Source organism: Rhodanobacter sp. MP7CTX1, from assembly GCF_014205795.1.
In the GTDB taxonomy this organism is placed as follows: Bacteria; Pseudomonadota; Gammaproteobacteria; order Xanthomonadales; family Rhodanobacteraceae; genus Rhodanobacter.
This window is the reverse complement of the sequence record NZ_JACHCN010000006.1, coordinates 34,862-47,812: the sequence shown is the minus strand read 5'-3', so window position 1 is coordinate 47,812 and position 12,951 is coordinate 34,862. Positions and strand designations below refer to the sequence as shown.

Annotated in this window: 14 protein-coding genes and 1 pseudogene; 9 read left to right on the top strand and 6 right to left on the bottom strand. The window is 56.3% G+C overall.

Annotated features, from left to right (window positions below):
- Positions 1-105 precede the first annotated feature (105 nt).
- Together HDE77_RS09625 and HDE77_RS09620 are read left to right on the top strand one after the other, a co-directional pair.
- Complete coding sequence (locus HDE77_RS09625; protein ID WP_184417110.1) at positions 106-291, top strand: hypothetical protein; 186 nt, start codon at positions 106-108, stop codon at positions 289-291.
- Positions 292-438: 147 nt separating this feature from the next.
- The gene (locus HDE77_RS09620) at positions 439-693 is read left to right on the top strand and encodes a CsbD family protein (protein ID WP_184417109.1); all 255 of its coding nucleotides are present in this window, start codon (positions 439-441) and stop codon (positions 691-693) included.
- 241 nt (positions 694-934) lie between these two features.
- Here the strand turns inward: HDE77_RS09620 and HDE77_RS09615 are convergent, their stop codons facing one another.
- Positions 935-1,312, bottom strand: coding sequence for a hypothetical protein (locus HDE77_RS09615; RefSeq protein WP_184417108.1), 378 nt, complete (start codon positions 1,310-1,312; stop codon positions 935-937).
- Between the two features lie 549 nt (positions 1,313-1,861).
- On the opposite strand from HDE77_RS09615, the gene HDE77_RS09610 reads away from it, so the two are divergent.
- The 4 genes and pseudogenes from HDE77_RS09610 (at position 1,862) to HDE77_RS09595 (ending at position 5,164) form a co-directional block, all read left to right on the top strand.
- Positions 1,862-2,227: a cytochrome P460 family protein gene (locus HDE77_RS09610; RefSeq protein ID WP_221444207.1), complete on the top strand. Its 366-nt coding sequence runs from the start codon at positions 1,862-1,864 to the stop codon at positions 2,225-2,227.
- A 94-nt stretch (positions 2,228-2,321) separates the two neighbouring features.
- The gene (locus HDE77_RS09605; protein ID WP_184417106.1) at positions 2,322-3,377 is read left to right on the top strand and encodes an alpha/beta hydrolase; all 1,056 of its coding nucleotides are present in this window, start codon (positions 2,322-2,324) and stop codon (positions 3,375-3,377) included.
- A 132-nt stretch (positions 3,378-3,509) separates the two neighbouring features.
- Positions 3,510-3,641: pseudogene (locus HDE77_RS09600) on the top strand (IS5/IS1182 family transposase); the annotation flags it as partial.
- Positions 3,642-4,246: 605 nt separating this feature from the next.
- The gene (locus HDE77_RS09595; RefSeq protein ID WP_184417105.1) at positions 4,247-5,164 is read left to right on the top strand and encodes a hypothetical protein; all 918 of its coding nucleotides are present in this window, start codon (positions 4,247-4,249) and stop codon (positions 5,162-5,164) included.
- A 196-nt stretch (positions 5,165-5,360) separates the two neighbouring features.
- On the opposite strand, the gene HDE77_RS09590 is transcribed toward HDE77_RS09595, so the two are convergent.
- The 5 genes from HDE77_RS09590 to HDE77_RS20485 form a co-directional block, all read right to left on the bottom strand.
- Complete coding sequence (locus HDE77_RS09590; protein WP_184417104.1) at positions 5,361-6,827, bottom strand: YncE family protein; 1,467 nt, start codon at positions 6,825-6,827, stop codon at positions 5,361-5,363.
- A gap of 23 nt (positions 6,828-6,850) precedes the next feature.
- Positions 6,851-7,720: a DUF305 domain-containing protein gene (locus HDE77_RS20495; protein ID WP_255482630.1), complete on the bottom strand. Its 870-nt coding sequence runs from the start codon at positions 7,718-7,720 to the stop codon at positions 6,851-6,853.
- Positions 7,721-9,233: 1,513 nt separating this feature from the next.
- Positions 9,234-9,341 carry a DUF2282 domain-containing protein gene (locus HDE77_RS20720; RefSeq protein ID WP_184417103.1) on the bottom strand — a complete coding sequence of 36 codons (108 nt, stop codon included), beginning with the start codon at positions 9,339-9,341 and terminating at the stop codon, positions 9,234-9,236.
- A 138-nt stretch (positions 9,342-9,479) separates the two neighbouring features.
- Positions 9,480-9,653: a hypothetical protein gene (locus HDE77_RS20490; RefSeq protein WP_255482629.1), complete on the bottom strand. Its 174-nt coding sequence runs from the start codon at positions 9,651-9,653 to the stop codon at positions 9,480-9,482.
- Between the two features lie 39 nt (positions 9,654-9,692).
- On the bottom strand, positions 9,693-9,899 hold the full coding sequence (locus HDE77_RS20485; protein WP_255482628.1) for a hypothetical protein: 207 nt from the start codon (positions 9,897-9,899) through the stop codon (positions 9,693-9,695).
- A 226-nt stretch (positions 9,900-10,125) separates the two neighbouring features.
- Here HDE77_RS20485 and HDE77_RS09570 point away from each other — a divergent pair, with 226 nt between their 5' ends.
- The 3 genes from HDE77_RS09570 to HDE77_RS09560 are packed head-to-tail and all read left to right on the top strand — an operon-like array spanning position 10,126 to position 12,844.
- The gene (locus HDE77_RS09570; protein WP_343206087.1) at positions 10,126-10,791 is read left to right on the top strand and encodes a thioredoxin family protein; all 666 of its coding nucleotides are present in this window, start codon (positions 10,126-10,128) and stop codon (positions 10,789-10,791) included.
- A gap of 5 nt (positions 10,792-10,796) precedes the next feature.
- Positions 10,797-11,528 carry a response regulator gene (locus tag HDE77_RS09565; protein ID WP_184417102.1) on the top strand — a complete coding sequence of 244 codons (732 nt, stop codon included), beginning with the start codon at positions 10,797-10,799 and terminating at the stop codon, positions 11,526-11,528.
- Positions 11,529-11,572: 44 nt separating this feature from the next.
- Complete coding sequence (locus HDE77_RS09560; RefSeq protein ID WP_184417101.1) at positions 11,573-12,844, top strand: HAMP domain-containing sensor histidine kinase; 1,272 nt, start codon at positions 11,573-11,575, stop codon at positions 12,842-12,844.
- Positions 12,845-12,951: the final 107 nt, after the last annotated feature.

The following is a 12,951-nucleotide window of genomic DNA, read 5'->3' as shown; positions in this document are numbered from 1 at the left end:
GTCCGCATCGCGTTCAGTTACGGGCGTCATCTGCAGGTACTCGAAGACAGTACGAACACGCCGCCGACTGGAATATGCGGACATCGTTATGAGGACACGTTGAACATGTCTGAACAAATCAACCCCTTCAGCCGACTGAGTCGAACGCAATGGTGCGGAAATTTCTCCTGCAGTCATTGGCAGCTGATCGCGGCTATACGTGCGACAAGAAGCACAGATGCCGGCGAGGTTGGCTTGTATCTCGCCACCCGCTACGCACTGGAGACCTTTGAAGGCCCGAACTCGGTGTAAGCGCAACGAGACTTTTTCTCGGTATTCGAAACACTTTGTTTGTAGTCCGGTTGTGACTGCTCATTCCAGGAGCGATACCTCGGCCAACGATGAGCGGAGTCCCGCGCATTGGTTGCTGTCATTCGCCCTGCTCGGGAGGTCATACCCATGAATGAGCAAGAAATTAGAGGTGCAGTAGATAACGTTCCCGGCAAGATCCACGGCGCCGCGGGTGCGCTAACTGGTGACACGGTCCAAGAAGTGAAAGGGAAAGCACGCGAAGTAGCGGGGAGCGTCCAGGGGAAGGCTGGCCAGGCGTTGACGAGCGCTCTCGATATCGGTGCGAGCAATCCTATGGGAACCACGTTGTTCGCGGGCGCAGTGGGCTTCGTGTTCGACGCACTGTTTACCAAGCGGGACTAAGAACGTCACAGCCGTCTCGTGCGTGGGATCGAGCGCGAGACGGCCACCGGCTTATCGCTGCCAGGGCTTCATCACCATTGGGCGGAAGCCGACGACTTGAGCGATCGAAGGCTCTTTTTTCGTGACGCGTCATGCTCTCAACATCGCTCGAGATGAGGTCGTTGCCCCAAGATGTGCAGACCATAGGATTGCCTCGACAAGCGCTTGACGAGCGCTTGACGAGCCGGTGAGGATTGCTCGATCAGTGTGTGCCGGCGGATGGCGGCGAGACGAGGAGGTTGAGCTCGCAGAACTCACTACAGGCACGAACGATGGCGACGCCATGTCGGTCAGCCATGCGCATGGCTTCCCGATCGTGCTCGCCCAAGTCAGCACCGTTTGCCACCATGACAGCGATCACCGGCTTGAAGGTGGCAGAGTCCACCTTGAACTTGACATCCCACACGCGCTCGGCGAGTTGGATCACAAACACCTCCTCCGTGGGTTCATGAGAGCCGACCTCCACGGGTGCACAGTCGGGATAGTGATAGACGAAATTCGCCGGGTCGTGTGACGCGCCAAATCGATGAGCCGATCTTTTGGGCATGCTTCCCCCTTGCGAGCGATAGATCAGTGACACAACTATCACTCCGAGCTTAAAGGATTGTGGGTTGGAAACCCCACTTGGTGCTGTTGCACAAGCGCTTGCGTTCCGGAAAACGGGAAACGCGGCCCTGTTGGATCAGTCGATGACTGACGGTTGGAGGATGGGTGATCGAGCGTGAGAAGCCAGTGACCGGAGTGTTAGGGTTTGGGGCATGGGGAGTTCCAGACAGTCTCCTGGCATGCCAAGTGCCCCCAGAGTTTCTGCTGGCACGCCTCGGCGCCCTTCCTGCTTCTGACTCTGGGCGAGGACTGCTCTGAGTTCGCTGCAACCTGCTTATCTGTTAGTGCAACGCCTTCATTCCCGTTAATCTCCGCCTGATGCGTCATCCACGTCGACATTGGCGCTTGCTGAGCAACCGCGGTCGCAAGAAATATAAGAAAAGGCACGCACAGAAGGATTCTCATGTTGATTCACTCTTGGAGAGCCTGTGTGGGAGATACGTAGCGAATTGCCCGGGCTGGAGAATACTTGGTCCGGAGTTCTCCGCTTCCTGACTAATGTCATAGGGCGTGGATGGGATATATGATCCCGCAGCGCGATAAAATCCGTCGGGACAAAGCCATACAATGGAATTCGGGGCGTAATCCCACCGGCTTCCAAGCATTTCGCGAAGGTACATTGCCATTTCCTGATGGAACCGTTCTGGCAAAGGTGGCTTGGAAGCGCGTGCCGCAGACGTTCTTTGCGACAGCTAGCTTTCCAGAGCAAGCGACGACGGTCCAGTTTATGGTGAAAGACTCGAAGAAATATGCCGCCACTGGCGGCTGGGGGTTTGGTCGCTTCGTAAATGGTAAACCGACCCCATTGGCGGAGCATAAAACGTGCTTCGCCTGTCACCAATCGCTGGCGAAAAATCACGATTTCGTCACTACGCGATACGCTCAGTGAGCGTAAACCTCAAGCGACATCAGGCCTACGCATGCGTTAGGTCACGGGGATTCTTGCCTTTCTGCAACTACACAACCTTGACGAGAGAGAAGCCATGACCAGTGAAACCGACCCTCAACGACGCACTTTTCTCGGCTTAGCTGCCCTGACGATGGCAGCGGCCCCGTTCATTTCGATGGGGGACGCCTTCGCGAAATCCGGCTTGTCGAAATCGCCGGTAACCATTCCGCCGGTCAAGCCAGGTGGCAACTCGTCGTTCGGCGTGATTAAGCAAATCAATGCCGGTGTCCTGAATATGGGATATGCGGAAGCCGGTCCTGCTGACGGTCCCGTCGTCATACTCCTGCACGGTTGGCCTTACGATATCCATAGTTTCGTGGACGTTGCCCCATTGCTCGCATCGCAAGGCTATCGAGTGATCATTCCCCATTTCCGCGGCTATGGTACGACGCGCTTTCTTTCAGCCGATACGTACAGAAATGGGCAGCAGGTGAGAAATGCGATCGACATTATTGCGCTGATGGATGCGCTGAAGATCAAGAGCGCGGTCTTTGGTGCCTTTGACTGGGGTGCGAATTGCGCTTGCCAAATCGCGGCGCTCTGGCCGGAGCGTTGCAAGGCATTAGTCTCTGTAAGCGGCTACATCGTCGCTAGCCAACCTCTCTTCGCACATCCGTTGCCGCCTAAGATCGAGCAACAATGGTGGTACGTGTGGTATTTCGCTACTGACCGCGGAAAGCTTGGTTACGAGAAGAATTGGAAGGACTTCAACAGGCTCATTTGGACGACCGCTTCGCCAAAGTGGAACTTCGACGACGCCACCTATGAGCGCAGCGCCGTATCGTTTGAAAACCCTGACTTCGCCGAAATCACGATTAATCATTATCGCTGGTTCCTGGGGCTCTCCAAAGGCGAACCGCAATACGATGCTCTTGAGCAGCGTTTAGCTGCCGCGCCCAATATTACTGTACCGACAATCACGCTTGAAGGTAGTGACAACGGCGCCCCGCACCCACCCGCCGCAGCCTATGCGAAGAAATTCACCGGCAAATACGCACATCGAGACATCGGTGGTGGTGTCGGTCACAACCTGCCCCAAGAGGCGCCGCAGGACTTCGCCCAGGCAATCGTTGACGTTGATCGCTTCTGATCGATAACTTCTGTAGAACAGCCGCGGCGATCGCGACAAATGTTGCGTTGCTACCGCCGCGGCTTAGGGTGCTCTGATCTGTTCCGCGCCTTGGGAATCATTGCGACCAGTCTCCAGGAAACGCATCCCTCCATGAAACAGCGTTCGTTTGCGTCGCCGATTTTCGAGTCGAAGAAGACGCCGCCGCGGCGCGAGCGGTTCCTTTGCGAGATGGACAAGATTGCGTTGTGGGAAGCACTGCTGGCATTGATCGAACCAAGCTACGGTGGCTCAAATCTGGCAACACCTCTTAGCAATCCATGAGCATTCGGTGTGATCGCCGGAACACTATTTGCCCGCGTGTGCCCTCTAACGCGTCTGCGGTCCGGCCACTGAGCTTGTTGTAGCCCTATCTGCGGCTCATGACTGCGGCCCGCAACGGAATGCCGAACCCGACTAGGAACAGTGCTCGGGAGCCTGCACTGAGGTATCTCGGTTGCTGCCCAAACTCCAAGGTTTGTAGGCGGCCCGTTCTCCAAAGTTTGTGTTTGACGTACAAACTTTGGAGTTCTGTCCACGACATATGTCGGCGATACCTAACCTTGTCATCGCATACAACTGATTGGTTTGTATGGCCTTTATATTTTTGCACGGAGACACGAAAGCTATAAGCGACAGGGTTAAGCAAACTCCTTCACGTGGCGACAAGGTTTATGTGATTTCTTCCCCGCCGCATTCTGCGGATCAATTGCGCAAAAGTCTGTTGGGCAAGTTGACCGCAGTGGCTGCATAGTCGCTCTCATTTACCGACTTCAAAATCGTGGGTGCGTCCCAACGGAAGAGACATTGTCGATGTGGAATAACTGGCGACATCCACATCGGAGAAACTCGTGAAAGATTCTGAAAACATGCTTAAGCGGAGAGACCGGTTGGTAGGCGGCCTTTGGGGACTACTCATCGGGAGCGCTTTTGGTGAGGTTCGAGCCACGTGGCTGAAGGATCCGCCAGCAACAGGTAGCATTCGCGACCGCCTTCCAGGAGCGTCGTGGGGATTGGAAGGAGCCCAGATCTTGTGTTTGTTGATGGGGCTGCAGAAAAAAGATGTGCCCTTTGAAGCCATGGCGGGCCACGCTATTCAGAGCGCTCGACTAGGCATTTGCTATCCTGACAGCGAATATCGATTCGCCGAACTCGAGGGCCCTTTGTCGAGCCCGACCCTGTTAGGTCAAAGCTACGCCGCGCTGGAATGCTACCGGCAACACGCGATTGAGCAATGCGCACTCCTGTTTTCATTACCGCTCTTGTGGAATGGAAGCGAGGACCCCTCGGTTCTTGCCCATCAAGGGCTCATCCTCGGGCGCGAAGCGATGCGGGACGACATCGACAAAGCCACGCTCGTCATGGGTTGTATGTTGGCTAAGGCCTATCTGGACGACCAGGCGGATGCCTGGGAATATGCTGCGAATAATCTCCTTCGGTTGTCAGCGAACATCGGCATTGCTTGCGCAGATGTAGGGACAGTCATTGGAACCCCACCGGGGGACACTGCTCATGCGCAGACCCATCGCATGCTTTACTTGCTAGCTCACGTGCGTCAAGCGCTTCAGATCACGAGGACGTTTGAACGAGCGATCGATTTCGCCACGGCGCCAAGTCCTGACTTGCGAATTCCGATGGCGTTAGTGGGGATGATGGCCGGATTGCACTACGGCGAATCCCTCATTCCGTCAGATCGTCTGGCAAGCCTTCGCGGAAGGGAGCTAGCGAAGCAATGCATAGCTGCATGCCCCATTACTCAGTTGAGGTAGAAGGCAGGGCGTGCCGTTGCCGAGGCGAACCATATGTCAGGGTTGCGCTATCTCATGCCGTGATCTAGACGCATATCTGCAGCAAAATATGCTGCCGAACCCGCGAAAACGGCACGATGTCCATTAGCCCCAAGCACCCGCTAGCAAGTTCAGCGGGTGGAAAGGAGAAACGCGCCGTGCCACGTGTGAACTAATTCTAAGGGCTAGAGGCGGCAACCTGAGTTTGCACAGGAGCGCCGAGGTTGTCCGTCGTGCCTGACACGATAACCAGGTACCGGTGTTCGGCAGCAATGTCGTTGTGCACGATTTGTCGGATAGGCCCAATCGTGTTGACGATGGCGGCGCCCGCCAGGTTTGTCGTAAAGTTTTGAAGCGGTTGCAGGATGCCACCACCATCCGGCTGGCTCGCCAGCGCAAGCACATAGGGGTGTTTTGGGCTGAGCCCGGTCACTGCAGCTTGCAGAACCTGTATCAGTCCCTGATCAAATAAGGTGATGGTCGTGGGTGCGTTAACCGCCCCACCGGCGGGTGCCATGGCGAGATGGTAGGCATTTCCAGCAACGCCCATCGGCACTAGATTCTTCAATCCGTCGCCAGTGGGGACAGCATCTGGCACATAGGCCAAGCCCTGAGGCGCTTGGCCTATGACTGTCGTCGCAATAACCTTGTTGCTGAGCGTATCGATCGCTGTCACCGCATCCTCGTTCTCGAGCCCAACGTACACTCGCGTGCCATCGCCCGATGGCCAGATACCGTGGGGCAGGGTGCCAACAGGTATAGTCGCTGTGAGCACGAAGTCGTTCGTCCGAAAAACCTTGACCTCGTTCAAGCCGCCGATCGTGACATAGGCGAACGTGCCATTGGAGTTATGCACAATATTGACGTGATTGGTGAGCGGCCCCGTGTCGATAATTTTCAGTACATTGAATGGCGGGCGCGCATTGAACACTTCGGTCTTGCCAGAATCCTTCAAGGTCAGCCAAACCTGATCACCATCAGGGGTTGCAGCGATATTTGGGCAAAATGGACTCGCCTGCTTTACCGTTGCGATAATCTCGTGAGAGGCGACATCAACCACATCGGTGACTGGATTGAATGAGGAACACACATAGCCATATTTTCCGTCCGGCGAGAAAATCTGCATGCCTGGCCCGGACATGGTGACAATTCGGGTCTTCTCCTTGAAAGTTTTGGCATCCAACACCGCAACATAATTTTCCCCCCGAACGGTTACCCATACCTCGTTACCATCTGGCGTCCAGAACGCCTCATGTGGTGAACGACCGACATAGCTCGTGTGCACTATGGTGTTGGTCGCGGTTTCGATAAATGTGACTGAATTTGAGCCGATGGAAACGACGCCAATGGTGCGATGGTCAGGCGAGAAGCCCATGCCATGGACGAGTACCTGGCCCGTATACAGGGGGCTGAAGTTAGCAGGAGCCGGTTCACCCAGCCGGATAACGCCAAGGGTTTTATTGGTGAATGGGTCGACGACGGAAACCGTATTGGAGAACTGGTCTCCTGTGTATACGCGATCGCGATGGCTGATGGGAAAATCGGACGCCATACTTGCGTAATGCGCTTGCCCGGCGAACGAGAGCGATGTGCTGCCAAGAACAATACCAGCCAGCAACACAACGGTGAGCAATCTGAGCTTCATGATGAATTTCCACTATGTGTATTTTAGTTGCCCGTTGAACTTGGCGGCTGTTCAATATTTTTCGTGCTTGGCATCTGCATAGCCGAAGCTACGTGTATTGCAGGCGACATTTGGTTGGAATTTGGCGCGACAGCGACAGTGCCCCGCGCTTGCTGCGCGGATTGCGAAGGGGATGAAAGCGAGGGTGAAAGTGTTTCGCCCAACGCCAATCTCATCATTGCTATTTCCTGGGGCTGGTCAGTGATAATTTCCTGCGCGATTCGTTTCAGCGCGGCGTCGCTTCCATAACGCATTTCAAGTTGGGCCATGTCGACTGCGCCACGATGGTGCGGCACCATCGTCGCAACAAAGTCATGATCTACATCACCCGTAGGCGGGGCCTGCATGCCAGCCATCATGATATCCATTGCGGTCTTGTTCTCCGCCAGAAACAATGATTCATTGGCGAGGCTTGCGCTTGGCGCAGTGTTGCCACGTGAACCGGCCAACTCCCTATTTTTACCAGGCTTTGGCAATGGCGATTCATCAATTGCCGAATGCATCGCAGAGATTTCCTGAAGTTGCTCGACGATGATCTCATGAGCGAGGCGCGTTAGTTGCTCGTTATGACCGAAGACAAGTTCGATTTGCGCCATATCGATCGCACCCTGATGGTGCGGAATCATCGTTGCCACAAAGTCATGATCCACATTACCGCTGAGCTTGTCGGCCATGCCTACCATCATTTTGTTCATGGCGATGGTGTTTCGCGCGAGGTATTGAGCTTCGATTGTGGGCCCTCCGGGTCCGGAGGCTGACGCCAACTGCTGTGCCGCAACTGTTGCAATTGAGATGATGAGGAATCCTGCGATGGGCATTGAGGGTGACCGATATTTCAAGTCGTTGTTCCGCATGGTCGTTTCTCCAACACCCGGGGAGTAGCTCCTATGAGCCAGTATGGCTCTGTGAAAAGCCAGTGTGCTTGTAATAAGGGATTGGGGTTTAGGCTATTTGATTTTTGCCATTTAGCGCACGCTTGTGGGCTCTCGACCCAATATTTTTGACCCGTTCCCGTTCCCGTTCCCGTTCCCGGTGGCGGTGGCGGTGGCGGTGGGCGTGAAGTAAATTGATGACTCCATGCGAGTGCAACGATCAAGGAACACAATGACCTGCACGTACCTTCCCTGAAGGACCATGCTTAGCGCTGTTCCGCCAAACTCGGCGATGACGTCATTCTCGAATCAATCCAGAACCATTCCAAGGTCTGGATCAATCTTCATGGCAGCCTTCACTACCATGGCGGATTGATAAATAGCGATACAGGTTAGATCGTTCACACTTGGGTAGTCCGTCGCGTCGAGAAGTCGATTGTCATGACTGTACGATCTACCTTCGCGTCCGCCACTAGTGAGGATTTTGGTGTGTAGATAACGTTAAGGCTGGAAGACATGTTTGGCGCTCCCTGATGGACGGCCATTCGCCAGAAATGGAGAGAACGGCCGGTGTGCATAGGAAACCGTAGCGACGTATCCCGGATGTGTCGCCGGACGCGCCAAATGACATCGAAATGTGTAGCAGTCGGTGCGGGATACGATCAGGTACAAAACCTGAGCTTTCATGGATGCGATGTTCGGCCGAGAAAGCCAAGCTTGATTGAATCCCGGAGCAGGCTGAAGAACTTATCAAATGGGCGTATGGGCGCCGATCTACCGAGTGGTGGAAGACAGCGGCAGGTCGATCGAGCGCTATGTTGTGGAGCACGGCGTCATATTGGCATGAATCTGCAACAGCGAACCCTTTCTCACGCATCGCTTGCCGCAGTGTCCGGCGTAACGAGCGGCTAAATACGTGTAAATGCCGAAAGGCCCTATCCTTGGGCCTTAAACTTTCTCCGCAGTCCTCGCGGACCTTCGACATGCTTCATCTCACGACGTGGCAAACAGGCGCTGGGGGAGGAGCGACCTGCTTTTCGCCTGGCGCTTACGATCGAAATCGCGGCATCAGGCTATTTCGCATCCTGCGAGGTGACTCTCCATGACCACTCTAGGGGAGTAAGTGGTGTACATCTTGGCGGTCAAGCCGGTCTCCACGGCCTGAGTTCTTTCAACTCTGGCTTGACCGCCAATTCCTAATTCTTTGGTATTCCCTTGATGCCCTTTCTTACGTGCCTGGCGTACGTGCCATTGGCGTCCTGCTCTTCCTTCCCTGTCGACACCGCCCATTTTCCGCCGATGAGGCATCCACTGAAACACTTGCTAACTACCGAATTCCTGGGTCGCACCAAGTCCTTTACGTTCCGATCATCTGTCCCCGCTTGGCGCTACTGACCCAACAGACGTCTTACATTTAGCCATCACAGTTCGCTCAAACCCTTGATACAAAGATGCGTCTGCACCTCGCCTACCGGGAGTCTTTGGTCACGAGAATCTAGGCGTTGCCCTGGTCATTAGCCTGGCCGGTGCCGGCGCAGGTTGTACCGGGGGCGGCGGCGCAATCATTTTTGCCGGCGAGTGCCACGCCGTGGCATTTCTCCACCGCCGACTTTGCCGAGCTGGAGGTTTGCTATGCACAGGTGTTGGTATCGCCAGTGAAAAGGCCAGTGTGGCCGCTAGGATTGCATCGGTGCTCCCATGAATATCACCGTGAATGAGTGAGACCAGGTGCGAGCGCTGCTTATAGGGCGGTAATGAGGACCTGAATGTTTCCGCGCGTTGCCTTGGAATACGGGCAAAGTTGATGCGCGCGATCGGCGATAGACTGCGCGAGCGTGAGATCGAGTCCCGGCAGGCTCACCTGCAGGCGGGCCTGTAAAAAGAAGCCTTCTTCAGGGTCGTTGATCAGATCCACTTCGGCGGCAACCCAGGCGTCGGCAGGAAGACGAACGCCCTATTCCCGCGCGGCGCTTCCCATTGCGCCAATGAAGCAGGCAGACCAGCCTGCAGCCAACAGCTGCTCTGGATTGGTTCCCATGCCCGCGGAACCGGGAGGCGAAAGCTCAATGTCCAAGCGATTGTCACTGCTCCGCGACTGACGCTCGCGATCACCGGTAGTGAATGTCTTGCCGGTATAAAGGATGGTGCCGTTGTGAGACATGGTTGCGTTCCGAGATAGAAAGGCCGTTTGCCCTGAATGGGCGGCGAGAATTCGGCCGGCGCGCATAGGAAACCGCAACGACGTATCCCGGGTATGTCACGTGAAGCACCCAATAGCATCAAAGTGTGTCCCGGGCGGCAATGGACACGTTTCGATACAAACCCGCCGATCGCGGGCACCTCACTTCGCGATGCCGTTGTACAAACAGATACAAAAAGCAGGGTGCGTGGACACGACCGAGACAACTGGATCCGGTCCAATAGCGGTTGAGGCGGTACGCGTTGGCATCGCCCCCACTATTTACGAGGCAGACCCCATGACTTTCTCGCGTATCGCCATTGCCGTCGCCGTCGCCGCCCTTGGCTCGGCGCTCCTGATCTACTGGCCCGACGCGTGGACCACGGCCAGCGCACAGGAACTCCACGCACCGGCGCCGGACTTCACTGGTGCGGATCGCTGGTACAACTCTCAACCGCTGACCCTGAGCGGACTTCACGGCAAGGTGGTACTGGTCGAGTTCTGGACACGCGAATGCATCAATTGCCTTCATGTGCTGCCGCACACGAAGGCGCTATATGACAAGTACGCAAAGGACGGTTTGGTGGTCGTAGGCGTCCACACGCCCGAATACGACGAAGAGCACGACCCGGCAGCGCTCCAGTCAGCTATCCATCGATATCAGATCACCTGGCCGGTAGCGGTCGATAATGACTACCGTATCTGGAACGCCTACGGAAACAGCTTCTGGCCGGCCCTCTATCTCATCGATCAGAATGGTCGCGTGGTGTATAGCCACATTGGTGAGGGGGATTACGACCAGACGGAACAGCATGTGCGCGAACTTCTTGGCAAGGCGCCATCAGACACAACAGCAAGCCAAGCTTTGGAATGAACGACATGGATCACGTCAACCATATCCTCGTCGTCGACGACGATCACGACATTCGCACCGATGTGGTGGACTACCTGCGCAAGAACGGCTTGCGCGCCAGTGCGACTGTCGATGGGCGCGGAATGTTCGCGCAACTCGACGCCTCGGCGTTCGATTTGATCGTGCTCGACATCATGATGCCGGGCGACGACGGCCTGATGCTATGCCGTACGCTTCGCTGCGGGAAGCATCGCGCCGTGCCGATTCTCTTGCTCACCGCGCGCGATGATGAAACCGACCGCATTATTGGCCTGGAGATGGGTGCGGACGACTATGTCGTGAAACCGTTCTCGCCACGCGAACTGCTCGCTCGTATCACAGCCGTGATCCGACGCTCGCGCATGCTTCCGCCCAACCTTCGCAGCACGGAGACTGTCAACGCAATGTCCTTCGGCAGTTGGCGTCTGGATGCTCGCGCACGCCATCTGATCGATCAGGAGGGCACTATCATTGCGCTGAGCGGTGCCGAATTTCGGCTGTTGCGTGTGTTTCTCGACAATCCGCAGCGGGTGTTGTCGCGGAATCAGTTACTCAACCTCTCGCAAGGCAGGGATACCGAGTTTTTCGATCGATCGATCGATCTCTTGGTGAGCCGCTTGAGAGCCCTCCTTGACGACAACGCGAAGGAGCAAGCGTATATCAAGACGGTGCGCAGTAAGGGTTATGTATTCAGCAAGCCGGTGACGGTGCACACTTGAACCGCATCGCACTTATAACGCCACGGCGATGGCTACCGCGCAGTATGGCGTCGCGCCTCTATCTGATTATCCTGGCCGGCCTCTTGCTGGCGCAAGGTCTTTCCACGGCGCTGCAGTACTACGAGCGTTACGAAAGCGCCCTGTCGGTGATGCTCAATACCGTCGAGCACGACGTCGGCACGTCGGTCGCCATGCTCGATCGTCTGCCCGCGCAGGAGCGCCCCAACTGGCTTGACCGTTTGCGACGCGACAACTACCGCTACCTCCTGGGCGCGGGACAGCCTGGTAAACCTCTGGATTCCGAACGCTCGCGCGAGTTGACGCGCCGCATTGCGAAGGAGCTCGGCCCCGCCTATCGGGTAAACGCAGACATCGTTTCGACAAAGCCCGAACGATATCAGGCGCACTTCACCTTGCACGATGGTTCGCTCCTTACACTGGAAATCACTCCGCATGTGTCACCAGTAGCGCTCTGGCTTCCCATCGTGCTGACGCTGCAATTGCTTCTTCTACTCGTCTGCACCTGGCTGGCAGTACGGCTGGTCACGCGGCCGCTGACACAGCTGGCGCGAGCCGCCGAATCGATGACGCCGACCACCGACGGGCCACGCATGAGCGAGGAAGGGCCCACCGAAGTGGCGCAAGCCGCCATTGCCTTCAACTTGATGCAAGAACGCATTGGTCGTCATCTGAAGGAAAGGCTGCACATCCTGGCCTCGATCTCCCACGATCTGCAAACGCCTATTACGCGCATGCGGCTACGTGCCGAGAAATTGGAAGGAAGCGAAGAGCAAAAGAAAAACCTCAACGACCTGCGCGAGATGGAGCACCTGATGCGAGAAGGTGTGGCCTACGCCCGCAGTTCGCACGGCGGCGCAGAAACACTAGTACGCATGAATGCGAGAGTGTTTCTCGAAAGCCTGGTGTCCGATTACCGGGATGTTGGCCGGCCGGTCACGCTGGCCGGCACCATCACCGGCACAGCGATGGTCCGTCAGCAGGCCCTGCGACGTGTACTGGGCAACCTGATCGACAATGCCATCAAATATGGCGGTGCCGCCGAAGTCGCCGCATCGCGCAATGCACGGAATGCACTGTGCATTACCGTATCAGATCGTGGGCCGGGCATTCCTGAAGACGAGTTGGAGCAGGTACTTCAGCCCTTCTACCGGTTGGAGGCATCGCGCAACCACGATACCGGTGGCGCGGGCCTTGGGCTCGCTATCGCTGCACAACTTACATGCGCAATCGGCGGAAGTTTCACACTGGCCAACCGCAAGGATGGTGGGCTGGTGGCGACCGTGACCTTGCCTTGAGCGACGCACGGCAGCCTCGGAAAATTGCATGTCCTGTCACATCCGCTTTCGCCAGAATGCCCCCTTCTGCGCTCCCGCGTTTATCGTCGGACTCGGAGGGGGCCTAT